This is a genomic window from Streptomyces sp. CAI-85 (assembly GCF_013363615.1).
GTDB lineage: Bacteria > Actinomycetota > Actinomycetes > Streptomycetales > Streptomycetaceae > Streptomyces > Streptomyces antibioticus_B.
Genome location: NZ_JAANNX010000006.1, coordinates 242,051 through 265,663 on the forward strand (window position 1 = coordinate 242,051; position 23,613 = coordinate 265,663).

Genomic DNA, 23,613 nt, shown 5'->3' on the forward strand with positions numbered 1-23,613 from the left:
GGGAACGAAAGGGGCGGGAACGAAAGGGGCGCGACCAGTCCCCCGTACCGGTCGCGCCGCCGTGTTCCCGAACGTACGGGGCGGGCGCCGGGTCTGTGAATCGTGCCGGTGCCCGCTTGGCGGCGCCGAGGACTCACCTGTGCACAGTTGAGTCCGGATGGCCCTGTTCCGCTCCCGCCCGCGGGTGTCCGTGCAGGTCGGGGTGGTCGAGGTCACGGGTCGCCAGATGGGCGAGGACGACTTCGTAGAGGTCGCTGCCGGACGCCAGGAGCTGGCGCTCGAGGACGGGTTCGGCGCTGCGGACGTGTTCGCGCACGGTCTGGGCGTGCACCCCGAGGAGCTGCGCGGCCCGTTCGGCGTTGCCGCCGGCCGCGATCCAGGCGCGCAGGGTGCCGCGCAGGTCGCGGCCGTCGGTGTCCAGACGTGACAGCAGGTCACGGGCCCAGGTGTGCAGGGCGGGACCGGTGAGCAGGTCGCCGAGGTGGGCGGGGGCGGCGGCGCCGTCGGTGCGGTCCTCGGTGACGGCGACCTGGGTGTTGAGGGCGAGGTGGACGGCGGCGCGGACGGTGAGGTCGGAGAAGTCGGTGCCGAGGAGGTTCTCGACGCGTTCCATCCGGGCCCGCACGGTGTTGCGGCTGACGCCGAGCACCTTCGCCGCGTTGACGGCGGTGAACTCCAGGCCGAGCCGGGTGGTGGCGAGGAGTTCGGCCCGGGTGTGGTGGGGCAGCGCGTCGAGGGGGCGCAGCACCCGGGTGGTCCAGGTGGCGAGCGCCGCGGGGTCCATCAGCCGCTCGGGGTGGGTGCGTTCGGCGTAGACGGCGCGGTGGTCGGGGCGGAACCGGGCGACGGCGAGGGCGCTGACGGCCTGTCCGTAGGCGGTCGCGGTGCTGGCGAGGCTCTGCCGGGTGCTGCCGCCGAGGTAGGCGTCGGGGATCCGCTCGCACAGGGTGAGCAGGGCGGCGGCGGAGGTGTCGTCGGGGGTGACGACGATGACATGGCCGTCCACGGCGGGGCAGCGGACGACGAGGGCCTCGTCGCGGGTGGCGGCGACGCAGTCCTCGGCGAGCCGGTCGCGGTCGGCGGGGGCGCTCTCGACGACGTAGACGCAGGCGGTGTCGGTGTCGAGCAGGCCGGGCCAGAGTCCGGCGGCGACCCGGCGGGCGGCGACGATGTCCTCGACCATCAGGAGCTGGAGGATGGCGAGGCGCAGATCGGCGGTGGCGCGGGCGAGGCGGCGGCCGGTGACGGCGGTCTGCTGGGCGCGCAGCACGAGTTCGAGGACGGTCGCGGTGCGGGTGACGATGTCGGCGGCGCGCCGGTCGAAGGGGGCGGTGCGGGAGACGGTGAGCACTCCGGCGGTGGCGGAGGCCGGGAGGGCGACGCCGATCAGCCGGGCGTAGCGGCCGTCGTCCTCCCAGGCGGCGGAGGCGATCCGGCCGGAGCGGACGTCCTCGGCGGGTCCGTGGCCGAGCGGGGCGGGCGGTCCGGCGAGCGGGGTGCCGGTGCCGTCGGTGAGGCACACGGTCGCGTCGAGGGTCCGCGCCAGCCAGTCGACGATGCCGTCGACGGCGGAGCCGGTGGGGCGCAGATGGCCGAGGAGTTCGTGCGCCCATGCCGCGTCGGCACCGGCCGTCGTCTCGGCGTGGCGGTTCCCGTCGTCCCGGCCGGCCATGCGTGTGCGCTCCTCGTTCTCCTGTGGCCCCGCGGGCCGCTTCGGTCGATCCGGTCGGGGACGTTACCTCACGCATGGGGGGATTTCCGAGGTCGGTGCGGCGAAACGGAGCATCTTGTTCCGGTATCGGGCCGATCGGCGTCCAAGGGGTGGACCGGGCGCCCCGGGCGTACCATATGTCCGTCCGTCGGGTCGTGACCTCGCAGGTCAGCGCCCCTTCGTCGGCGAACGGGAGAGCATCCGCCGTGGCCCATCTGCGCGCTGCCCAGAAGGAGATGACCCGCCGGCTGCTGCTGTCGACCGCGCTGGAGCTGTTCGAGGCGCGCGGGTACGCGGGGACCACGGTCGACGACATCGCCAAGGCGGCGGGGACCACCCGGGTGACGTTCTACGCCTACTTCCCGTCCCGCACGGCCCTGATGAAGGCGCTGTTCGAGGATCTCGACCGGCTGCTGGCGGAGCGGGAGGGCGCCGAGAACCTGGCCGACGTGGTGGACGAAGGGAACCGGGACGGGATCGGGGCGTGGCTGTACACCGTCTCGCGGCAGTGGCCCGCGATCCGGCCGTACGTGCTGGCCGCGCACGAGGCGGCCGCCGTGGATCCGGAGGTGCGGGAGCTGGTCGACCGCTGGTTCGACGGGGTGATCGACGAGATCGTGGCGGGCCTGGACCGGGCGGGCCGGTTCGCGCCGGGCTCCCGGCGGACCCGCGGCTTCCTGGCGCTGACGCAGCTCGACCAACTGGGCCGGCACTGGATGCGGCACGGCTGGCAGACCGACCCGGCCATGGCCCTGGAACTGCTCACCGAGAGCTGGACACAACTGCTGGGCGCGCGGGACGCGTGAGGCATCGGGCCGTCGGGACCGCACGGTTCGCGCCACGGCATAAGCTCGTCCAATGGCCAAGTACTACGACGTGCACCCCGACAATCCCCAGCCGCGCACCATCGCCCAGGTCGCGCAGGCCATCCGGGACGACGCGCTGATCGCGTATCCGACGGACTCCTGCTACGCGCTGGGCTGCCGGCTGGGCAGCAAGGACGGCATCGACCGGATCCGGGCCATCCGCAAGCTGGACGACCGGCACCACTTCACGCTGGTCTGCCAGGACTTCGCCCAGCTCGGACAGTTCGCGCGGGTGGACAACGACGTGTTCCGCGCGGTCAAGGCGTCCACCCCCGGCAGCTACACCTTCATCCTCCCGGCGACCCGTGAAGTGCCGCGGATGCTCCAGCACCCCAAGAAGAAGACGGTGGGCGTGCGCATCCCGGACCATGTCGTCACCCAGGCCCTGCTGGCCGAACTCGGCGAACCGCTGCTGTCCAGCACGCTGCTGCTGCCGGGCGAGGAGGAGCCGATGACCCAGGGCTGGCAGATCAAGGACGAGCTGGACCATCTGGTGGACGGCGTCCTGGACTCCGGCGAGTGCGGCACCGAGCCCACCACGGTGATCGACTTCTCCTCGGGCGAGGCGGAGATCGTACGGGTCGGGGCGGGGGACGTCTCGCGCTTCGAGTGAGGGGCGGGGGTCCTCACGGCGAGTTCCTTGGTACATGCAACGATATCGCCGTACCCGAATCGTCACCGCACTCCGGGAAGCGCGCAGAGAGGCACCCCCATGACCTCCGTACAGGGAGCATCCGTCGGCATCCGCACCGAGGACGGCGTCGCGGACGCCTATCTCGCCCGTCCCGCCGACGGGGAGCCCCGTCCGGGGGTGCTGCTGTACCAGGACGCGTTCGGGCTGCGTCCGCATCTGCGGGCGATGGCCGACCGGCTCGCCGCCGCCGGCTACACGGTGCTGGTCCCGAACGTGTTCTACCGTCACGGGCGGGCCCCGGTCGTGGAGTTGCCGGAGTTCATCGACCCGCGGGCCCGTCCGGAGATCTTCGAGGCCCTGACGCCGGTGATGCGGTCCCTCACCCCTGACCTGGCCATGCGGGACGCGGGCGCGTATCTGGGCTGGCTGGCACAGAGCCCGCTGGTCGCCGAGGGTCCGGTCGCGCTGACCGGGTACTGCATGGGCGCCCGGCTCGCCCTGCTGACCGCCGGGACGTATCCGGAGCGGGTGGCGGCGGCCGCCGGTTTCCACGGCGGGCGGCTCGCGACGGACGCGCCGGACAGTCCGCACCTGGCGGCCGGGCGGATCACGGCGGAGCTGTACTTCGGCCACGCGGACGACGACCCGTCGCTGCCGCCGGAGCAGATCGGGCTCCTGGAGGACACCCTCACCCGGGCCGGCGTCCGGCACCGCTGCGAGGTCTACGAGGGCGCCGGGCACGGCTTCACCCAGGCGGACACGGCGGCGTACGACGAGCCGAGCGCCGAACGTCACTGGGCAGCCCTGCTGGATCTGCTGAAGCGGACGCTCTGAGCGACGGTCCGGCCACGGGGCGCCCCGGTCCGCGGACCGCGGGCGTCTCTTCCTGTTCAACTTGTTGACATGTTCACCTCTCGCTGTCACCTTGAGAGCGCTCTCAAAGAAGGTACGGACCAACGGACCTCCCCCGGGTCCACTCCCCCGGTCCCCCCACAGGTCTCCCCACAGACCTTCCCGCACGGAGGTGGAGAGTGCTCGCAAGCATCACGTCCCGACTGGTGGGAGCCGCCGCACTGATCGGCGCGCTGCTCACCCTCGGCCCCCCGGCCGGCACGGCCGAGGCCGCCGTCCCCGACACGATCCCGCTCACGATCACCAACAACTCGGCGCGCGGGGACGCGCTGTACGTATACAACCTGGGCACTCAGCTCAGCACCGGCCGGCAGGGCTGGGCCGACGCGAACGGCACCTTCCACGCCTGGCCGGCCGGCGGCAACCCGCCCACCCCGGCGCCCGACGCCGCGATCACCGGCCCCGCCGCCGGACAGTCGGCGACCATCCGGATCCCCAAGTTCTCCGGACGGATCTACTTCTCCTACGGCCAGAAGATCGTCTTCAAGCTCACCACCGGCGGGCTGGTGCAGCCGGCCGTGCAGAACCCGACCGACCCGAACCGGAACATCCTCTTCAACTGGTCGGAGTACACGCTCAACGACGCCGGGATCTGGCTCAACAGCACCCAGGTGGACATGTTCTCGGCGCCCTACTCGGTCGGCGTGCAGCGCGGTGACGGCAGCACGATCTCCGCGGGCAAGCTCAAGTCCGGTGGCTACAGCGCCTTCTTCAACACCCTGCGCGCCCAGTCGGGCGGCTGGGGGAACCTGATCCAGACCCGCTCCGACGGCACCGTGCTGCGGGCGCTGTCCCCGCTCTACGGGGTGGAGACCGGGGCGCTGTCGTCCGGCGTCCTGGACGACTACGTCAACCGCGTCTGGCAGAAGTACAGCACCACGACCCTGACCGTGACGCCGTTCGCCGACCAGCCGGCGATCAAGTACTACGGCCGGGTCTCGGGCGGGGTCATGAACTTCACCAACTCCTCCGGGGCGGTGGTGACCAGCTTCCAGAAGCCGGACGCCGGCAGCATCTTCGGCTGTCACCGGCTGCTCGACGCGCCGAACGACCTCGTACGCGGACCGATCTCCCGCACCCTGTGCGCGGGCTTCAACCGCTCGACGCTGCTGGTCAACCCCAACCAGCCCGACACCTCCTCGGCGAACTTCTACCGGGACGCGGTGACCAACCACTACGCGCGCGCCGTCCACGCCCAGATGGCCGACGGCAAGGCGTACGCCTTCGCCTTCGACGACGTCGGCGCCCACGAGTCGCTCGTCCACGACGGCTCCCCGCGGCAGGCATATCTGACGCTGGACCCGCTGAGCTGAACCGACGGTGTCCCGCCCACGGAGAGAGCCCGTGCGCGGGACACCGGTCCCCCGGTGAGGGGGGCGCGGATCAGCCGGTGGTGACGGCGGTGTCGTCCACCACGAAGCTGGTCTGGAGCGAGGAGTCCTCGACGCCGGTGAACTTGAGGGTCACCGTGGAGCCCGCGTAGGCCCCGAGGCTCAGGGACTTCTGCACATAGCCGGAGGCCGCGTTGAGGTTCGAGTACGTGGCCAGCGTGGTCGATCCGGCGGTGACCGTCAGCTTGTCGTACTGAGTGCTGGTGGTGGTCTCGGCCGTGTCGATGTGCAGATAGAAGGTGAACGTGGTGTTGGTGCAGCCGCTCGGGATCGTCACCGACTGCGCGAGCGTGTCGGTGTGGGTCGATCCGTAGCCGTCCAGCCACGCCTTGTAGGAGCCGGTGCGGGCCGCCTGGCCGCTGGACGTGGTGATGACCCCGCTGGTCGCCGTCCAGGAGGTGCTGCCGGACTCGAAGCCCGCGTTGCCCAGGAGCTGGGTCGCGGTGCAGGAGCCGCCGCCGGTGGAGGCGACCGTCCAGGTGAACGACGCGGTGCCGGTGGCACCCGTGGAGTCCGTCACCGTGACGGTGGTGCCGGAGGAGCCTGCCGTGGTCGGCGTCCCGGTGATCAGTCCGGTGGACGCGTTGATCGAGAGACCGGCGGGCAGTCCGGTCGCGGCGTAGCTCAGGGAGCCGCCGTTGGTGCTGCTGGCGGAGATCTGGAGGCTCACCGCGGTGCCGACGGTGGCGGACTGGCTGCCCGGGTTGGTGACCGTGACGCCGGTCGACGGGACCGTGATGTGGCCGCCCACGTTGATGCCCGCGAAGGCGTTGCCGACCCCGGCGTACTGTGTGGAGCCCGAACCGTACAGCGCGGCGGCCGCGTTGAGGGCGGCGGTGCGGGCACCCGCGTAGTTGGTGCTGGACGTCATGTACGTCGTCAGCGCCTTGTACCAGATCTGGAGCGCCGCGTCCCGGCCGATGCCGGCGACGGCCACGCCGTCCGAGGTCGGGCTGTTGTAGGTGACGCCGTTGATCGTCTTGCTGCCGCTGCCCTCGGAGAGCAGGTAGAACATGTGGTTCGCCGGGCCCGACGAGTAGTGGACGTCGAGGTTGCCGATGCCGGAGTACCAACTGTCGCGGGAACTGCCGTCCTTGTCGGGCTCGTCCATGTAACGCAGCGGCGTGCCGTCGCCGTTGATGTTGATCTTCTCGCCGATGAGGTAGTCGCCCACGTCGGAGGAGTTGGCGGCGTAGAACTCCACGCCGGTGCCGAAGATGTCCGAGGTGGCCTCGTTCAAGCCGCCGGACTCACCGGAGTAGTTGAGGTTCGCGGTGTTGGAGGTGACGCCGTGGGTCATCTCGTGCCCGGCCACGTCCAGCGAGGTCAGCGCGTGGGTGCCGCCGGAGCCGTCGCCGTAGGTCATGCAGAAGCAACTGTCGTCCCAGAAGGCGTTGACGTACGACGAGCTGTAGTGGACGCGCGAGTAGGCGGCGACGCCGTTGTTCTTGATGCCGCTGCGGCCGAAGGTGTTCTTGTAGAAGTCCCAGGTGACCTGGGCGCCGAAGTGGGCGTCCACCCCGGCGGTCTGGGTGTTGGAGCCGGATCCGGTGCCCCAGACGTCGTCGGCGTCGGTCATCAGCGTGCCGGTGCCCGAGGTGCCGTTGTTGAGGCTGTACGTCTTGTGTCCGCCGCGCGTGGTGTCGTAGAGCTGGTACGTCGAGCCGGACAGGGTGGTGCCGATGGTGACCGTGCCGCTGTACTGGCTGTTGCCGGTGCCGGTCTTGATGTCCTCGAAGCGGTGCAGTTCCGCGCCGGTGGTGGCGTCGGTGATCACATGCAGCCGGCTCGGTGTGCCGTCGTCCTGAAGCCCGTCGACCACGGTCTCCCAGGCGAGCTTCGGGGTGCCCTCGCCGGCCCAGATCACCTTGCGGGCGCTCCCGGCGTCGGGGTCCTGCGCGTCGAGCGCCCGGGCCGCCTTGAGGGCCTTGGACTCGGCGTCCGCCTTGCTGTAGGTGGCCTCGGTGGACTTGACCGAGACGGTACGGCGGTTGTTGTTGAAGGTCGTGCTCACGGTGCCGGTGGCCTGTGAGGCCGGGGGCGTGTGCACGACGAGGTCGCCGCCGAGGACGGGCAGACCGGCGAAGGTGCGCTCGTAACGCGTGTGCACGGTCCCGTCGTTGTCCTTCACGACGTCCTTGACGAGCAGCTTCTCCCGGGCGCCGAGGCCCAGGGTGCCGGCCGTCCGCTCCGACGCCGACTCGGCGCTCTTGATCAGCGTGGTGCGCTGGGCGGGCGTGAGGTCGGCGGGCAGACCGCCCGTGCGCACCGGGCTGGGGTGGGGTGCCGCGGGCTTCGCGGCCGCCGGGACGGACTGGACTCCGACGGCCAGCAGGGCCGTCGTGGAGAGCAGGGCCGCTGCGACCGCGGTCCGCTTGCGGGGGCTGGGTCTCACTCGTACTCCTCCTGCTGCGGCCGCGGGGAACGGCCGGTGACAGACCGGGCAGACGGGTGTGCTGTCCGGGACGAGCTGCGCTGTGCGGGCACCGACAGGTGAGCAGGACCGCCGTCGTGGGGTACGGCGGTCCGCACGGAGAATGACAGGCTTGACGGTGGCATGTCAGCCAATGCCGGGTGCTTCGAGGGATATCCCTCGGTACCGAGCGCGACCGAGGGTGTCCACACCGTCAACTCTGTGGGTGAGCTGTGGACTTGCTGTCCCGGTCGCACCGGCGCGGGGCGGCCGGCGGGACCCGCGGGCGGGGCGCGGAACCGGCCACGGCGGCAATAGCGAGGGAACCGGCCGGTGATCCCCAACGTCGGGCGCTCGTCCGGCCGTTGCTACGGTGCACCCCGTGTCTGACTCCTCACGCGATACCGCCGAGGGCGCCGGCTGGGCCGACGCCGAACCGGGTGCCTACCGGACGCTGTTGCCGGGCCGGGTCGAGAAGATCTCCTGGCTGGACCCCCGGATGCTGTGGGCGGCCCGCAACGGCGTGCTCGCCTCCTGGCTGGGCGACCCCACGGGCCGTACCCGCGCCCGGTGGGTGGAACAGCGGGCGGCGGCCGGCGCCCCGGCGGACAAGGTGATCCGGCGCCCGGACCCGGACCGCTTCTCCTTCATGGTGATCGGCGACACGGGTGAGGGCGACGCACCTCAATACGCGGCCGTGCCGGGCTTTCTGAAGGTGAGTCAGGACACGTCGTTCGCCGTGCTCGCCAGTGACGTCATCTATCCGGTCGGCAGCGCGGACGACTACGAGAGCAAGTTCTTCCGGCCGTACCAGGACTACCGGGCGCCGATCTACGCGATACCCGGCAACCACGACTGGTACGAGGACCTCGGCGCCTTCATGCGGGTCTTCTGCGACGACGCCCCGCCGCTGCCCGCCGCACCCCGTCCGCGTCCGCTCACCCGGGCCTGGCTGCGCTCCCTGCTGTGGCACCGACCCCGTCCGGACGACGGCCGACTCCTCGATGAGGCACGGCGGTTGCGCGCGGCGGACGGCCAACGGGCCGTGCAGCCGGGGCCGTACTGGGCGATCGACGCCGGACCCGTGCGGATCATCGGCATCGACACCGGTCTGCTCGGCACCCTCGACGCCGAGCAGGGCGCCTGGCTGCGCGAGGTGTCGCGAGGGCCCCGGCCGAAGATCCTGATCACCGGCTCCCCGCTGTACGTCGACGGGAAGCACCACCCCTGCGCCATCGACGGGGGCGGCACCGTCGACGACATCGTGACCGCGCCCGAGCACCACTACGTGGCGGCGATCGGCGGCGACATCCACAACTACCAGCGCTATCCCGTGCCGTTGGCGGACGGGCGCACCCTCCAGTACGTGGTGGCGGGCGGCGGGGGCGCCTTCATGCACGCCACCCACACCATCCCGCGGGTGAACGTCGCCGGGGTCACCGAGCGGGAGTTCCGCTGCTATCCGCTGCGCGGCGACTCCCTCGCCTTCTACAGCCGGCTCTACGGCCGCCGGCTGCGCCTGCCCCGCCTGTTCGCGCTCACCGCCGCCGAGGGGCAGGCGGTCGTGGCCGAGCGGCTCGGCATCCCGCCCACCCGGGTGCCGGGGCCCGAGGTCAGGGTGACCCGGCGGATCCGGCGGGTGGCCGGACTGCTGGGCACCGGGAGCCGCCCGGACCGGCGCAGGCGGCTGCGGCTGCCGGTGCGGAAGGTCTACACGCAGGTGTTCTCACCCGGCTCCGCCACCTACAGCCCGCCGTTCTTCAAATGCTTCCTGCGGCTGGACGTCACCCCGGAGTCGGTGCGGCTGCGCTGCTTCGCGGCCACCGGCCATCTCGCCCAGGAGCTGAACCCGCCGGTCGAGGACGAGGTCACGATCCCCCTGGTCTGAGCCGAGCTGCGACAATCGGAACGGAACCGAACTCTCGTACGACCTGCTGGAGGAGCCCGTGCCGCCGACCTCACGCCCCTTGCGCAAGCTGGGCTTCCTCACCATCGGGCTGTTCGACGGGGACGACCCGGCCCGGGGCCACGAGTCGACCCTGGAGATCATCGAGCTGGGCGAACGGCTCGGCTTCGACAGCGCGTGGGTACGCCACCGGCATCTCCAGTACGGCATCTCCTCCCCCGTCGCCGTCCTGGCGGCGGCCTCGCAGCGCACCCGGCGCATCGAGCTGGGCACCGCGGTGATCCCGCTGGGCTGGGAGAACCCGCTGCGGCTGGCGGAGGACCTGGCCACCGTCGACCTGTTGTCCGGGGGCCGGCTCAACCCCGGGGTGAGCGTGGGTCCCCCGATGCACTACGACCAGGTCAAGGAGGCGCTCTACCCGGACTCGGCGGACACCGAGGACTTCGGCTACGAACGGGTGCGGCGCCTGCTGGACTTCGTCCGCGGCAAGTCCGCCTCGGACTTCAGCGGGATCGAGGGCTTCGAGGTGTTCTCGGACCGGGTGCAGCCGCACTCCCCCGGGCTGGGCCGGCGGCTCTGGTACGGCGGGGGCAGCGTGAGTTCCGCGCGCTGGGCCGGCGAGCACGGGATGAACTTCCTCACCAGCAGTGTCGTCAAGGCGGAAGGCCCGGACGACACCCGGGACTTCGCCGGGATCCAGCTCTCGCACGTGCGCGCGTTCCGCGCCGCCCACCCCGACGGAGAGTCCGCCCGGGTCTCCCAGGGGCTTGTGGTGATCCCCACCGACTCCGCGACGCCCGAACAGCGGGCGAAGTACGAGGAGTTCGCGGCGAAGCGGCTGCCGCGCACGGCGTCCCCGCAGGGTCCGGCGCGGCTGCTGTTCGCCCCGGACCTGGTCGGCACCTCCGAGGAGATCGCCGAACGCCTGGGCGGGCACGCCGCGTTCCGCGAGATCGACGAGGTGGCGTTCGCGCTGCCGTTCACCTTCGAGCACGAGGACTACGTGCAGATCCTCACCGACATGGCGACCCGGCTGGGCCCGGCCCTCGGCTGGCATCCGGCCGGCTGATTCCGGACGGGCTCACCAGCGTCCGGGCTCGGTCCCCGTGACCGGCTCGGACGGCGTGCCGTCCACGCCGACCGGCACGTCCCCGGCGAGCATCACGCGGTGCATGGTGCGCGGCAGACCGAGGTGGGCGTTGTCGCTCGGCGCGAGATGGATGGTGGCGCGGTTGTCCCAGAAGGCCACGCTGCCGGGCTCCCAGCGGAAGCGCACCGTGTACTCGGGCCGTACCGCCTGTTCGAGCAGCATGTCGAGCAGGGCCCGGCTCTCCGCGCGGGAGACGTCGGCGATCTGCTCGACGTAGTAGCCGTTGACGTAGAGGACCCGCTCCCCGGTCTCGGGGTGGACGCGCACCAGCGGGTGCAGGGACGCGACCTGGTGGCCGAGGAGATGGCGGACGTACGCGTCGTCGCCGGGGCGGGGCTGGTAGCCGACGCCGAGCCGGTGCTCGGCGCGCAGTCCGTCCACGAACCGGCGGACCGGCGCGGAGAGTCCGGCGTAGGCGGCGGCCAGGTTGGCCCAGGTGGTGTCGCCGCCGTACGGCGGGACGGTCTCGGCGCGCAGGATCGTCGCGGCGGGCGGGTCGACACGGGCGCCGTGGTCGCAGTGCCAGCCGCGCAGCAGGGTGTGCCGGCGGCGCCCGAGCCATTCGTCGTGCTCCATGCCGAACTTCCCGCCCAGTTCGAGGCGGTCGGCGGTGGTCTCGATCTCGGGGAAGTCCGGCGGCGAGGCGCCGCCTCGTTTGCGCGGTGCGACGGGTTCGCCGAACCGCCGGGCGAAGGCCAGGTGCCCGGCGTGGTCGAGGCGCTGGCCGCGGAAGAACACCACCTTCCAGCGCAGCACGGCGGCCCTGATCGCGGCGGTCCGGGTGTCGTCGAGGCCGTCGCCCGTGTCGAGGTCCTCTGCCAGGTCGACGCCGGTGATGTCGGCGCCGATGTGTCCGGCGGCCGGATGCACCTCGATCCCCGCCGCCCGCACCAGCCCGTCGTCCGTGTCCCAGCCGGTCGTCATGCGCGCTCCGATGGTCGTCCGCTTGTCGGTCGTCCGGTTGATCGATCCTCACGGTATCCCCGAGGCTGGAGGGGACGGACACAGTCGAGGAAAGGTTCCACGGTGAGCGAGATCCCGGTGCACAGGCTCGACGGCGGTACGCGGCTCCCGGCCCTGGGGCTGGGCACCTGGCCGATGGACGACGCGCAGGCGGAGGAGGCGGTGGCGGGCGCGCTGGGCGTGGGCTACCGGCTGATCGACACGGCGACGAACTATCGCAACGAGACCGGGGTGGGCCGCGGAGTGGCGCGGTCGGGCGTGCCCCGCGAGGAGATCGTGATCACGACGAAGCTGCCGGGCCGCCACCACGGCCACGAGGAGACCCTGGCCTCCTTCGAGGAGTCCCGGCGGCGGCTCGGCGTCGACCATGTCGACCTGTATCTGATCCACTGGCCGCTGCCCCGGGTCGGCAAGTACGTGGACTCCTGGCGGGCCATGATCAAGCTGCGGGAGTCGGGGCTGGTCCACGCGATCGGCGTCTCCAACTTCACGGCCGAGCACATCGAGCGGCTGGAGAAGGAGACGGGGGTGCTGCCCGCCGTCAACCAGATCGAGCTGCACCCGCTGTTCCCGCAGGACGAGCTGCGCGCCTTCCACGAGGAGAAGGGCATCGTCACCGAGAGCTGGAGCCCGCTGGGCCGCGGCGCGGAGCTGCTGGAGGACGCCCGGATCGGCGCCGTCGCCGAGGAGCTGGGGGTCACCCCGGCCCAGGTCGTGCTGCGCTGGCATGTGCAGCTCGGCGCGGTGCCGATCCCGAAGTCGTCCGACCCGGACCGGCAGCGCGCCAACCTGGACGTCTTCGGGTTCACGCTGACCCCGGAGCAGATGGCGGCGGTCACGGACCGGGCGCCGCGCCGGCTGGGCGGGGATCCCGAGACGCACGAGGAGTTCTGAGCCGCAGCCGCAAACCCCGGCAAGATCCCCGAGAGAGAGGCTCCTACGCGCGGTGGGCGCGCAGCGCCTCCAGGGCGCGGTCGGCGTGCGTGTTCATCCGCAGCTCGCTGCGCACGACCTCCAGGACGGTGCGGTCCTGGGCGATCACGAAGGTGACGCGCTTGGTGGGGGCCAGGGAGAAGCCCCGCTTCACACCGAAGCGCTCCCGTACAGCGCCGTCGGTGTCTGAGAGCAGGGTCATGCCGAGGCCGTGGCGGCCGGAGAACTCCTGCTGGCGGTCGACGGAGTCGCCGCTGATGCCGACGGGGCGCGCGCCGACGGCCGCGAACTCGGCCGCCAGGTCCCGGAAGTGGCATGCCTCGGCGGTGCAGCCCGCGGTGAGGGCGGCCGGGTAGAAGAAGAGCACCACGGGCCCGTCGGCGAGCAGGTCCGTCAGGCTGCGCACGGTGCCGGACTCGTCCGGCAGGGAGAAGTCCTCGACCAGATCGCCGGTCGCCGGAGCCTTCGTCGTCATGATTCCTGCCGTCCTTCCGTGCCGCGCGCGACGCTGCGGGCCCACAGCACGAGTGGCACCTGTAGGGGCAGCCTGCCGAAGGCGGCCGCCTTGAGGGGGGTGGGCCGGTCACGCCAGTCGAGCGCCATCTTGACGTTGGCGGGGAACACCCCGACGAAGAGGGCGGCCGCGGCCAGGGCGGCGGGCTTCCGGGTCGGGGGCAGCGCCACACCGGCCGCGAGGACCAGCTCGGCGACCCCGCTGGCGTACGTCCAGGTCCGGGGCGAACCGGGCAGCGCCTTCGGGACGATCGCGTCGAACAGGCGCGGTGCGGCGAAGTGGGCGACGCCGGCGCCGGCCAGCAGGCCCGCCAGCAGCAGGGGTGAGCGTTCGGACCGGGACACGGTGCCTCCTCTGTGACCTGGAGGGCGACCTTACTGGACGGTAGGGGGGTCGTGGGAGGCGGGGGGTGTCGCCGAAGGAGGGCTCCGGTCGGGTCCGTTCAGGGGAATCCCCCCGCCCCCGTGCGTGGCCGGTGTGCGGCGGGTCGAGAACTCCCCCGTGACCTCCCGCCCGGACTCCCCCGCGCCGCTCCCGCTCATCGCTCCCATGCTGGCCACGCCCGGTTCGCTGCCGCCCGCCGCGCAGGACGCCCGCTGGGCCTACGAGACCAAGCAGGACGGCCAGCGGGCCGTGGTCTACCTCCCCGGGGACGGGACGGCCGGGCTGCGGGCCCGTTCCGGGGAGGACATCACCGGCGCCTACCCCGAGCTGCGGGCGCTGGGCGGGGCGCTCGGCGCCACCCCCGCCGTCCTGGACGGGGAGGTGCTGGCGCTGGACCGGGAGGGGCGTGCCGACTTCCAGGCGCTCCAGCCCCGGATGGGCCTGGCGCACGCGCCGGGCCGGGCGGCCCGGGCCGCGGCGGCGGTGCCGGTGCATCTGGTCCTCTTCGACGTGCTGCACCTCGGCGGGCGGTCCCTGCTGCGGCTGCCGTACGCGGAGCGCCGCGCGGTGCTGGAGGACCTGGGCCTGGAGGGCGGGTTCTGGTCGACGCCGGGGGCGCTCGTCGGCCATGGCCGCGAGGCCCTGGAGGCGACCCGCGCGCACGGTCTGGAGGGGCTGGTGTGCAAGCGGCTGGACTCGGTGTACGAGCCGGGGGTGCGCTCCCGGGCCTGGATCAAGATCCGCAACCTGACGGTGGCCGATGTGCTGGTCGGCGGCTGGTCGCCGGGGAGGGGCCGGCTGACCGGGCTGCCGGGCGCCGTCCTGGTCGGGCAGCGCACCCGGGACGGCGGTCTGCGGTACGTCGGCAGTGTCGGCACCGGCTGGAGCGAGACCGAGCGGCTCGAACTCGCCACGCTGCTGCGGGAGTTGGCGACCGACACGTGCCCCTTCGACACCGTGCCGGCACCGGCGGGCGCGCACTGGGTGGTGCCCCGGCTCGTCGGCGAGGTGCGGTACAGCGTGCGCACCCGGGCGGGGCTGCTGCGCCAGCCGTCCTGGCTCCGGCTGCGTTTGGACCTGACGCCCGAAGAGGCGGACGCGGATCTTCCGGACAGTTCCACCTGATTGACCGTCAGAAAGCCCAACTATTGGGCCCCGCTTCATCATTGGCACACCTGAGGCCCTTGGCGCCGCAGTGAAAACCGGGGAAGCTGAACTCCCTTCACCCCCACAGCCGTTCGGCTGCGCCCGGATCATGAGGAGGACGCAGTGTCGTCACCCACGTTCAAGAAGCACCGCAGGAGATGGGTCACCGGAGTCGCCGGTGCCGCCGCGCTCGTGCTCGCCTCCGCCTCGTCCGCGTTCGCCGCGCCGCCCCCGGCGCTGCCGCAGAACGCCGAGGCCGGGGAACTCGCGTACCAGCCCGCGTTCGACTACGACAAGGACGGCTGCTACTCCACCGCCGCGATCGGCCCCGACGGGACGATCAACCCGGGTCTGAACCCGACGGGCGCGCTCAACGGCAACTGCCGTGACGCCTCCGACCTCGACACGACCAACGCGTACTCGCGCTACAAGTGCAACAACGGCTGGTGCGCGTACCTGTACGGGCTGTACTTCGAGAAGGACCAGGCGCTGCCGGGCGTCAGCCTCGGCGGGCACCGGCACGACTGGGAGCATGTCGTGGTCTGGGTGCAGAACAACCAGGTCCAGTACGTCTCGACGTCCAACCACGGCTCGTTCACCGTGCACCCGGCGTCCTCGATCCGCTTCGAGGGCACCCACGCGAAGGTCGTCTACCACAAGGACGGCATCAGCACGCACTGCTTCCGGGCGGCGAACTCCAACGACGAGCCGCCGGAGAACCACAAGGGCACCTGGCAGTACCCGCCGCTGGTCGGCTGGAACGGCTACCCGGCCGGGCTGCGCGACAAGCTGGTCTCGCACAACTTCGGCAGCGCCAACTTCGGCCTGAAGGACGGCAGTTTCACCAGCCATCTGTCGACGGCCAAGCCCTCGGGGATCCCGTTCGACCCCAACGCGTAGTCGGGTGAAGCGATCGGTCCCGGGGTGCGCGCCCCGGGACCGATCGCCGTGTCGGCCCCCTCTACCCCTTCGCGGGGTGATTCATGCCGCACCGCTGGGCCGAATGTGCGAAGCGGCGCGGCGGGCGGGGCCCGAGGGTCTATCGTGTCCCGCATGTCCGTCCCGGAACTGATCCGTATCGTGTCCCGCGACTCCCCCATGGCTCTGGCCCAAGTGGAGCGCGTCCGTGCCGAGTTGGCCGCCCTGCACCCCGGAATCCGCACCACCGTCGTCCCCGTGCGGACGACCGGTGACAAGTGGATGGGCGATCTCGCCCAGGTCGAGGGCAAGGGCGCGTTCACCAAGGAGGTCGACGCGGCGCTGCTGGCCGGCGAGGCCGATCTCGCGGTGCACTGCGTGAAGGACATCCCGGCGGACCGTCCGCTGCCCGCGGGCACGGTGTTCGCCGCCTTCCTGAAGCGGGACGACATCCGGGACGCCCTGGTGCACCCGGGCGGTCTGACCCTCGACGAACTCCCGGCCGGGACCCGGATCGGCACCTCGTCGGTGCGCCGGATCGCCCAGCTCGCCGCCACACATCCGCATCTGGAGTGCGTGCCGTTCCGCGGCAACGCCAACCGGCGGCTGGAGAAGCTGGCGGCGGGCGAGGCGGACGCGCTGCTGCTCGCGGTGTCCGGCCTGGAGCGCATCGACCGCCGGGACGTGATCAGCGAGGTGCTCTCGCCGGAGACGATGATGCCGCCGATCGGCGCGGGCGTCCTCGCGCTCCAGTGCCGGGAGGGCGACGACGACCTGATCGACACCGTGAGCGGCCTCGGCGACCCGGCGACACACCGGGAGGCCACGGCGGAGCGCATGTTCCTGCATGTGCTCCAGGGCCACTGCAACAGCCCGATCGCCGGGTACGCCCGGACCGAGCACGGCGGTGAACTGTCGCTGCGGGCCTGTGTGTTCACGCCGGACGGCAAGACGCGGCTGAACGCCCACGAGTGGGCGGGCCGGCTCGACCCGGCGACGCTGGGCACCTCGGTGGCGGTGGCGCTGCTGCGTCAGGGCGCCCGCGAGATCATCGACGGCATCGCGCACTGAGCGCGCCGGGGCCGCCCTGTCAGGCGGTGCCCTCCTCGGCCTGGTCCCGCAGGAAGTTGCTGATCTCGCGGGCCAGGCTCTCCCGGCCCGGCCCTGCCGGTACGGCGCCCTCGTGCAGTCCGATGCCGCCCGTCCACAGCCGGCGCTCGGCCCAGTCGTCGTCCACACGGAGCTGCACCTGGACGTCGACCTGCGCGAGCGCCGCCTCGGGCCCCGCGGCGAAGAGCACGGCGGTGGCGCGGCGCAGCGGATAGACGTCGAAGCCCTCGATGAACTGCGAGTTCCGCCAGTCGAGGAACGCGCTCTCGCCGTCCGCGCCGATCCGGATGTCGATCTGCCCGTCCTCGAGATGGATGGTGGAGTGCCCGGCACCCCGGTTCTCGACGGTCACCCGCAGACAGAAGTACGTCAGCCCCTCCGCCGCGTCGTCACGTCCCCGCGGCGGCTCCTGCTGCTCCAGACGGTGGACGCGGACCCGCAGACCGGCATGCTCGTCGTACTCGTGCCAGTCCCCGACCACGTTCGGCTCGTACACAGTCCACCTCTCGACTTCTGTCGGCTGCTTCCTATCCGTGCGCTCAGCGCACTGTCAAATGAGCGGAATGCGCTGTGGCCAGGGGGTTCACCCGTTTTGATCGGTGATCAAGCCGTGCGCAGGAAGAACTCCACGAGCGGCCCCGGCGGGGCCGCGGACGGCGTGCCGCACATCACGTCCCCGGCCAAGATCGGCGGGAGCGGGCCCCACCGAGGCGGAGCGCACCGCACACCGAAGAGATAATTCGGTCATCTGTTTTAGATCGCCCGATACCGGGCATCCGGACAGAGTGCTTCGGACCGGAGGCACGTCCGTGGGACCCCGCATCGCGGGTCCGCCCCGACGTGTCGGTCCCACGATGCCCGCCCACCCCCGGCACACCCCCATCGGGAAGACGCGCGTCATGCCTACCACCCTCAGTACGAAGCAGCACCCCCACGACGACGCCCCGGACACCACCGCGGCCTTCGCGCGGCTGGCCGGACTGCCCGACGGGCCCGAGCGCCGGGCGCTGCGGGACGATCTGATCCGGCTCTGGCTCCCCATGGCCGAGCGGATCGCGGTCCGTTTCCGCGGCCGCGGCGAGAACCTGGAGGACCTCTACCAGGTCGCCGCCCTCGGCCTGGTCAAGGCCGTCGACCACTACGATCCCGACCGCGGCCGGGTCTTCGAGGCGTACGCGGTGCCGACGATCACCGGCGAGATCAAGCGGCACTTCCGCGACCACATGTGGACGCTGCACGTCCCGCGCCGGGTCCAGGACCTGCGCAATCGTGTGCGGCAGGCGGGCAAGGACCTCGCGCAGACCACGTCCGGCCGGGCCCCGACCGTCGCCGAGATCGCCGCGCACGCGCAGCTCACCGAGGACGAGGTGCGCACCGGCATGGAGGCCCTCGACTGCTTCTCCGCGCTGTCCCTGGACGCGGAGATGCCCGGCACCGACGGCTACGCCCTCACCGACGCCCTCGGCGACCCCGACCCCGGCTACGACACCGTCGTGGACCGGGTGGCCGTGGCACCCCGGCTGCGGGAGCTGCCGGAGCGCGAGCGGACCATCCTCTATCTGCGCTTCTTCCAGGGGATGACCCAGAGCCGGATAGCCGACCAGCTCGGCATCTCGCAGATGCATGTCTCCCGGCTGCTCAGCGGCTGCTGCCGGCGGCTGCGCGAGGAGATCGCCGCCGATCCCGGCTGATCCCGGCCCCCGGCCCGGCCGTGCCTCACTCCGATGGCGGTGCGGCCGGCCTCGTGTCCGGGTTCCCGGACCGGGTCCGTTTGGCCGTCCGGTCCGGGCGGTACTCGGGTCACCGGTCCCCCGGGCCGCCGGGTGCGTCGGCAGGCGCCCGGCACGGTCGGGACCGGACACTGGGGAGGACGCCCCGGCCGCCGACCGAGAGACCAGGAACGCGAGCACCCATGAACCCTCACCCGGAATCCACCCCCGGCGTACCCTCCGCCCCCGGCGCGCGAGGCTCCGTCTCCACGCGCTCCGTGTTCGGCTCGCCCTGCTGGGTGAGCCTGACCAGCCGCGATCTGGACGCCACCCAGGAGTTCTACGGGGCCGTGCTGGGCTGGACCTGGCGCCGGGGCGGCCTGGGGGCCCACTTCCGCACGGCCCTGGCCGGTGACGTGCCGGTGGCCGGGGTCGCCGCGGTCGCCGCGATGTGGCAGATGGCGGTGGCCTGGACGCCGTACTTCGCCGTGCCGAGCGCCGATGTCGCCGCCTCCCGCACCCGGGAGCGCGGCGGGACCGTGGCGGTGGGGCCGATCTCGCTGCCCCCGGGCCGGGCCGCCCTGCTGGCCGACCGGGACGGCGCGACCTTCGGCGTCTGGGAGGGCGAGCTGATCGGCAACTGGGAGGCGTGGCGGCAGGACGCGCCCGCCTTCATCCGGCTGCACACCCGGGACGCCTTCGACTCCGCGATCTTCTACGGCGAGGTCCTCGACTGGGCCTCCGACCGGCCGGGCTGCTGCGAGGTGCACTACGAGGGCGGCGAGGTCGTGCTGCGCAGCCGGGGCGACGCGGTGGCCCGGATCGTGTCGGGCGCGCTGGAGGCGGCGCCCGACCCCACGATCCGCCCGCACTGGCAGGTCCACTTCGCCGTCGCGGACGTCGCGGCGTGCGCACGCTCGGCCGAGAAGCACGGCGGGAGCGTGCTGATCGAGGACGACGACGAAGCGGTGCTCAGGGATCCCGACGGCGCCCAGTTCACGGTCACCTCACGCCGGGAGCCCTGAGCCCCGCTTCTGAATCCCCCCTCAGATGCCGGAACTCACTCGGAGCGCCGGGGCGGCCGGGACAGCACGATCAGACTGCGTGCCTCCACGGTCACCTCGGCGCCCGCCTTGTACTCGGTCTCGTCCCGGCCGCCCTCCGGCTCCGCCGTGTCGGCGCACACCGTCCAGCGCTCCCCGTACGAGGTCCCGGGCAGCCGGAAGGGGACGGGCTCCCAGTAGCTGTTGAACAGCAGCAGGAACGAGTCGTCGATCACGGGCCGGCCCCGGGAGTCGGGTTCGGCGATCGCGTCGCCGTTGAGGAACACCCCGACGCTGTGCGCGTCGGAGCGCTGCCAGTCCCGGGCCCGCATCTCGCGGGCGTCCGGCAGCAGCCAGACCAGGTCGGGCAGCGGCTGCCCGGCGTGGGTCACGGTCTCGCCCAGGAAGAACCGGCGCCTGCGCAGCACCGGATGGGCGGCGCGCAGGGCGAGCAGCCGCCGGCAGAACGCGGTCAGCTCGCGCTGCTCCTCGGTGAGCCGCCAGTCGATCCAGGAGACCGGGTTGTCCTGGCAGTAGGCGTTGTTGTTGCCGCGCTGGCTGCGGCCGAGTTCGTCGCCGTGGCCGATCATCGGGATGCCCTGGGAGAGCAGCAGGGTGGCGAGGAGGTTGCGCTGCTGGCGGGCGCGGAGCGCGAGGATCCGAGGATCGTCGGTGTCGCCCTCGACACCGCAGTTCCAGGACCGGTTGTGGCTCTCGCCGTCCCGGTCGCCCTCGCCGTTGGCCTGGTTGTGCTTGTCGTTGTAGGAGACGAGGTCGCGCAGGGTGAACCCGTCGTGCGCGGTCACGAAGTTGACGCTGGCGCGCGGCCGCCGTCGGCTGTGGGCGTACAGGTCGGAGGAGCCGGTCAGCCGGGAGGCGAACTCGGCGAGCGAATGCGGCTCGGCCCGCCAGAAGTCCCGTACGGCGTCCCGGTAGCGGCCGTTCCACTCCGACCAGAGCTGGGGGAAGTTGCCCACCTGGTAGCCGCCCTCGCCCAGGTCCCAGGGTTCGGCGATCAGCTTGACGCGGCTGATCACCGGGTCCTGCTGGATCAGGTCGAAGAACGCCGACAGCCGGTCCACCTCGTGGAACTGCCGGGCCAGCGTGGCCGCGAGGTCGAAGCGGAAGCCGTCGACATGCATCTCGGTCACCCAGTACCGCAGCGAGTCCATGATCAGTTGCAGGACGTAGGGGTGCCGCATGAGCAGGCTGTTGCCGGTGCCGGTGGTGTCGTAGTAGTGGGACCAGTCGCCGTCCACCAGCCGGTAGTAGGCGGCGTTGTCGATGCCCCGGAAGGAGAGGGTGGGGCCCTTCTCGTTGCCCTCGGCGGTGTGGTTGTAGACGACGTCGAGGATCACTTCGAGGCCGGCCGCGTGCAGGGCCTTCACCATGGCCTTGAACTCGGTGACCTGGCCGCCCCTGCTGCCGTGCGCGGCATAGGCGTTGTGCGGCGCGAAGAAGCCGATGGTGTTGTAGCCCCAGTAGTTGGACAGGCCGCGGTCCATGAGGACGCCGTCCTGCACGTACTGGTGCACCGGCATCAGTTCGACCGCGGTCACGCCGAGCGAGGTGAGGTGCTCGGTCACCGCGGGGTGGGCGAGCCCGGCGTAGGTGCCGCGCAGGGCGCGCGGGACGTCGGGGTGGGTGCGGGTGAGTCCGCGGACATGGGTCTCGTAGACGACCGTGTCCGCGTACGGCCGCCGGGGCGGGGCGTCGTCGCCCCAGTCGAAGGCCGGGTCGGTGACCACGCCGAGCAGGGTGTGCCCGGCGCTGTCCGCCGGATCGGGGCCGTCGTCCGCGCGTTCGAAGAGCGAGGGGTGGTTGTCGACCTGTCCGTCGACGGCGCGCGCGTACGGGTCGAGGAGCAGCTTCGCCGGGTTGCAGCGGTGTCCCGCGGCCGGGTCCCACGGTCCGTGCACCCGGTATCCGTAGCGCTGGCCGGGGCCGACGCCGGGCAGATACCCGTGCCAGACGAAGCCGTCGACCTCGGTCAGCGGCACGGTGCTCGCGGTGCCGTCGTCGTCGACGAGGACCAGGTCCACCCGTTCGGCGACCTCGCTGAACAGGGCGAAGTTGGTGCCCTTCCCGTCGAAGTCGGCACCCAGCGGGCAGGGGTGCCCGCTCCACGCGGGCACCCCTGCTTTCCGGTACGGCCGTGAGGTCACCGGGCGTCCTCCAGAATGCCGTCCTCCCGCGCGAGCGCGGCCACCGGCACCGCCCGGGGCACCTGAAGCACCTCGCGCAGGCTCGGTTCGGGCACGGTCGGGACCAGCGGGACCCGCTCGCCGGCGCGGGCCCGCTGCGAGAACCAGATGACCTTGCCGCCGGTGTGGGTGGCGCAGCAGCCCCAGCCGTCGCTCATCGCGGCGATGCGCTCCAGGCAGCCGCGCAGGTCCGGGTCCGGGCGCAGTTCGCGGTCGTCGCCGCCGATGGCGGTGATCAGGTGCTGGCCGTTCCACCACATCTCGATCGAGATGCACTTGTCGGTGGCGTGCTCGTCGATGGCTTCGAGCAGCATCCCGGCGCCCCGGCAGACCGGGTCGACGAGCGTCTCCAGCTCCCAGTACTTCAGGTGAGCGGCCAGGATGCGCCTGACCTGGCCGACCCGCTCGGGGCTGACCTCCACATCGAGGTGGTAGTAGCAGGGGACTGCGGTCTTCATCGTCGTTCGCTCCTCACCGGCGAGGCTCCCGCTCCGCACGCCCCCACGGGCCGAAAATACGGAGGGTGAGCGCTGATCGCTTCTGAGTCACCTCCCACAGTGCGGGCGTTAGTCCATTCGTGCAACACGAGCGCACTCCGGGGTGGTTGAAGATCCAACAAGACGCTGGGTGTCGGCGCGTGCACCATGAGTGAAACATTCATCGAGCCCCGGAAGGTGAACTGCGTCATGCTGCTACCGGCCAGGACAGAGGTCGCCCGGCAGTTGCGGCGGTACCGGGCGTGGGAGCGCGTCATGCTCGCGTCGCCCGCCGACCGCGCGGTGCGGGCCACCTTCGAGGACTCGGGTTACACGCTGTGCGTGCTCATGGGAAAGCGCTGCGCCCGGGAGGCCGCCGACGCGGCGGAACGCTATCTGCGGTCGACTCTCGCCGCCTACCTCCAGGAACCGGACGCCCGGCCCCGGCCGGCGGTCCGGCCCCCGGCGGTGGCGCGGTAGAAGGCGCCCCGTCCCGGTAGCGGTACCGGGACGGGAGCCGGGCGGCGAGGCCCGGCGGACGACACGACGAGCCGGGCGGAGGATCCGGCGGACCCGCGGTGACGCACCGCGGGTCCGGCCGGGCCCCGGGCCGGGCGAGGAACACGACGAAGGTGAGACCCATGAGTGCGACCCCTGTCATCGGCCGGATCCCGGTCCGTGAGGTGCGGCCCGCGGTGGAGGGCGGCAGACGCCCGGCCAAGGCCGTCGCGGGGGAAACGTTCCACGTGACGGCGACCGTGTTCCGTGAGGGGCACGACGCCGTCGCCGCCAATGTCGTCCTGCGCGGCCCCAAGGGCCGCCGGGGCCCGTGGACTCCGATGCGTGAACTGGCCCCCGGCACCGACCGCTGGGGCGCGGAGGTCACGCCCGACGCGCCCGGCCGCTGGACGTACACCGTGGAGGCGTGGAGCGATCCGGTCACCACCTGGCGGCGGCACGCGACCGTCAAGATCCCGGCGGGGATCGACGTGGGGTCGGTCCTGGAGGAGGGCGCGGAACTCTACGAGCGCGCGGCCGCCGGCGCCCCGAGGGGCCGGGCCCGCACCACGGTCCTGAAGGCGGCGCGGACCCTGGGCGACGACTCCCTGCCGGTCGCGACCCGGCTGGCGGCGGTGCTGACGCCGGAGGTCGACGCGGTCCTGGCCCGCCACCCGCTGCGGGAGCTGGTCACGGCGTCGGCGCCGATGCCGTTGCTGGTGGAGCGTGAAC

Annotated in this window: 22 protein-coding genes; 14 read left to right on the forward strand and 8 right to left on the reverse strand. The window is 72.1% G+C overall.

The genetic code is table 11. From position 1 onward, the window contains the following. Positions 1 to 133: 133 nt before the first annotated feature. A complete protein-coding gene (locus G6W55_RS11475; protein WP_175520700.1) occupies positions 134 to 1,672 on the reverse strand; it encodes a helix-turn-helix domain-containing protein in 1,539 nt (512 codons plus the stop codon). A 245-nt stretch (positions 1,673 to 1,917) separates the two neighbouring features. Between G6W55_RS11475 and G6W55_RS11480 the strand changes: the two genes are divergently transcribed. The 4 genes from G6W55_RS11480 (at position 1,918) to G6W55_RS11495 (ending at position 5,436) form a co-directional block, all read left to right on the forward strand. After that, positions 1,918 to 2,517 carry a helix-turn-helix domain-containing protein gene (locus G6W55_RS11480; RefSeq protein WP_309243683.1) on the forward strand — a complete coding sequence of 200 codons (600 nt, stop codon included), beginning with the start codon at positions 1,918 to 1,920 and terminating at the stop codon, positions 2,515 to 2,517. A gap of 52 nt (positions 2,518 to 2,569) precedes the next feature. Further along, on the forward strand, positions 2,570 to 3,190 hold the full coding sequence (locus G6W55_RS11485; protein ID WP_175520701.1) for an L-threonylcarbamoyladenylate synthase: 621 nt from the start codon (positions 2,570 to 2,572) through the stop codon (positions 3,188 to 3,190). 99 nt (positions 3,191 to 3,289) lie between these two features. Continuing rightward, positions 3,290 to 4,045: a dienelactone hydrolase family protein gene (locus G6W55_RS11490; protein ID WP_175520702.1), complete on the forward strand. Its 756-nt coding sequence runs from the start codon at positions 3,290 to 3,292 to the stop codon at positions 4,043 to 4,045. Between the two features lie 197 nt (positions 4,046 to 4,242). Continuing rightward, positions 4,243 to 5,436: a glycoside hydrolase family 64 protein gene (locus tag G6W55_RS11495; protein WP_175520703.1), complete on the forward strand. Its 1,194-nt coding sequence runs from the start codon at positions 4,243 to 4,245 to the stop codon at positions 5,434 to 5,436. A gap of 70 nt (positions 5,437 to 5,506) precedes the next feature. Here G6W55_RS11495 and G6W55_RS11500 read toward each other — a convergent pair whose 3' ends face one another. Further along, the gene (locus G6W55_RS11500) at positions 5,507 to 7,909 is read right to left on the reverse strand and encodes a M4 family metallopeptidase (RefSeq protein ID WP_175520704.1); all 2,403 of its coding nucleotides are present in this window, start codon (positions 7,907 to 7,909) and stop codon (positions 5,507 to 5,509) included. Positions 7,910 to 8,309: 400 nt separating this feature from the next. Here G6W55_RS11500 and G6W55_RS11505 point away from each other — a divergent pair, with 400 nt between their 5' ends. Both G6W55_RS11505 and G6W55_RS11510 read left to right on the forward strand, forming a co-directional pair. Then, complete coding sequence (locus tag G6W55_RS11505) at positions 8,310 to 9,815, forward strand: metallophosphoesterase (RefSeq protein ID WP_175520705.1); 1,506 nt, start codon at positions 8,310 to 8,312, stop codon at positions 9,813 to 9,815. Between the two features lie 58 nt (positions 9,816 to 9,873). Continuing rightward, positions 9,874 to 10,902 (forward strand): LLM class flavin-dependent oxidoreductase, encoded by a 1,029-nt coding sequence (locus tag G6W55_RS11510; RefSeq protein WP_175520706.1) that lies wholly within the window; start codon positions 9,874 to 9,876, stop codon positions 10,900 to 10,902. A gap of 12 nt (positions 10,903 to 10,914) precedes the next feature. On the opposite strand, the gene G6W55_RS11515 is transcribed toward G6W55_RS11510, so the two are convergent. Continuing rightward, positions 10,915 to 11,907 carry a TauD/TfdA family dioxygenase gene (locus tag G6W55_RS11515; RefSeq protein WP_175520707.1) on the reverse strand — a complete coding sequence of 331 codons (993 nt, stop codon included), beginning with the start codon at positions 11,905 to 11,907 and terminating at the stop codon, positions 10,915 to 10,917. A 102-nt stretch (positions 11,908 to 12,009) separates the two neighbouring features. Between G6W55_RS11515 and G6W55_RS11520 the strand changes: the two genes are divergently transcribed. Next, on the forward strand, positions 12,010 to 12,840 hold the full coding sequence (locus G6W55_RS11520) for an aldo/keto reductase (RefSeq protein WP_175520708.1): 831 nt from the start codon (positions 12,010 to 12,012) through the stop codon (positions 12,838 to 12,840). Between the two features lie 43 nt (positions 12,841 to 12,883). Here the strand turns inward: G6W55_RS11520 and G6W55_RS11525 are convergent, their stop codons facing one another. Together G6W55_RS11525 and G6W55_RS11530 are read right to left on the reverse strand one after the other, a co-directional pair. After that, a complete protein-coding gene (locus G6W55_RS11525) occupies positions 12,884 to 13,354 on the reverse strand; it encodes a peroxiredoxin (protein ID WP_175520709.1) in 471 nt (156 codons plus the stop codon). Continuing rightward, a complete protein-coding gene (locus G6W55_RS11530) occupies positions 13,351 to 13,737 on the reverse strand; it encodes a membrane protein (RefSeq protein WP_030781333.1) in 387 nt (128 codons plus the stop codon). The genes G6W55_RS11525 and G6W55_RS11530 overlap by 4 nt, the downstream gene beginning before the upstream one ends. A gap of 205 nt (positions 13,738 to 13,942) precedes the next feature. Between G6W55_RS11530 and G6W55_RS11535 the strand changes: the two genes are divergently transcribed. The 3 genes from G6W55_RS11535 to hemC all read left to right on the forward strand — a co-directional run bounded on the left by G6W55_RS11535 (position 13,943) and on the right by hemC (position 16,912). Continuing rightward, the gene (locus G6W55_RS11535; protein WP_175520731.1) at positions 13,943 to 14,902 is read left to right on the forward strand and encodes an ATP-dependent DNA ligase; all 960 of its coding nucleotides are present in this window, start codon (positions 13,943 to 13,945) and stop codon (positions 14,900 to 14,902) included. 144 nt (positions 14,903 to 15,046) lie between these two features. After that, the gene (locus G6W55_RS11540; RefSeq protein ID WP_175520710.1) at positions 15,047 to 15,823 is read left to right on the forward strand and encodes an NPP1 family protein; all 777 of its coding nucleotides are present in this window, start codon (positions 15,047 to 15,049) and stop codon (positions 15,821 to 15,823) included. 153 nt (positions 15,824 to 15,976) lie between these two features. Next, complete coding sequence (gene hemC, locus G6W55_RS11545) at positions 15,977 to 16,912, forward strand: hydroxymethylbilane synthase (RefSeq protein ID WP_078632127.1); 936 nt, start codon at positions 15,977 to 15,979, stop codon at positions 16,910 to 16,912. A 19-nt stretch (positions 16,913 to 16,931) separates the two neighbouring features. Here the strand turns inward: hemC and G6W55_RS11550 are convergent, their stop codons facing one another. Next, positions 16,932 to 17,447, reverse strand: a complete 516-nt coding sequence (locus G6W55_RS11550) for a hypothetical protein (protein WP_078632128.1) — start codon at positions 17,445 to 17,447, stop codon at positions 16,932 to 16,934. 403 nt (positions 17,448 to 17,850) lie between these two features. On the opposite strand from G6W55_RS11550, the gene G6W55_RS11555 reads away from it, so the two are divergent. Both G6W55_RS11555 and G6W55_RS11560 read left to right on the forward strand, forming a co-directional pair. Next, entirely contained in the window at positions 17,851 to 18,642 is a 792-nt protein-coding gene (locus tag G6W55_RS11555; RefSeq protein WP_175520711.1) for an RNA polymerase sigma factor SigF, read from the forward strand. Between the two features lie 221 nt (positions 18,643 to 18,863). Then, complete coding sequence (locus tag G6W55_RS11560) at positions 18,864 to 19,685, forward strand: VOC family protein (RefSeq protein WP_175520712.1); 822 nt, start codon at positions 18,864 to 18,866, stop codon at positions 19,683 to 19,685. Positions 19,686 to 19,720: 35 nt separating this feature from the next. Here the strand turns inward: G6W55_RS11560 and glgX are convergent, their stop codons facing one another. Then, entirely contained in the window at positions 19,721 to 21,838 is a 2,118-nt protein-coding gene (gene glgX / locus G6W55_RS11565; RefSeq protein ID WP_175520732.1) for a glycogen debranching protein GlgX, read from the reverse strand. Positions 21,839 to 21,864: 26 nt separating this feature from the next. Beyond that, positions 21,865 to 22,365, reverse strand: a complete 501-nt coding sequence (locus G6W55_RS11570; protein WP_175520713.1) for a pep a2 — start codon at positions 22,363 to 22,365, stop codon at positions 21,865 to 21,867. Positions 22,366 to 22,593: 228 nt separating this feature from the next. Between G6W55_RS11570 and G6W55_RS11575 the strand changes: the two genes are divergently transcribed. Both G6W55_RS11575 and G6W55_RS11580 read left to right on the forward strand, forming a co-directional pair. Then, positions 22,594 to 22,863: a DUF5133 domain-containing protein gene (locus G6W55_RS11575; protein ID WP_030781356.1), complete on the forward strand. Its 270-nt coding sequence runs from the start codon at positions 22,594 to 22,596 to the stop codon at positions 22,861 to 22,863. Between the two features lie 161 nt (positions 22,864 to 23,024). Beyond that, positions 23,025 to 23,613 (forward strand): maltotransferase domain-containing protein (locus G6W55_RS11580; protein WP_175520714.1); only part of this gene is annotated, 589 nt, incomplete at its 3' end.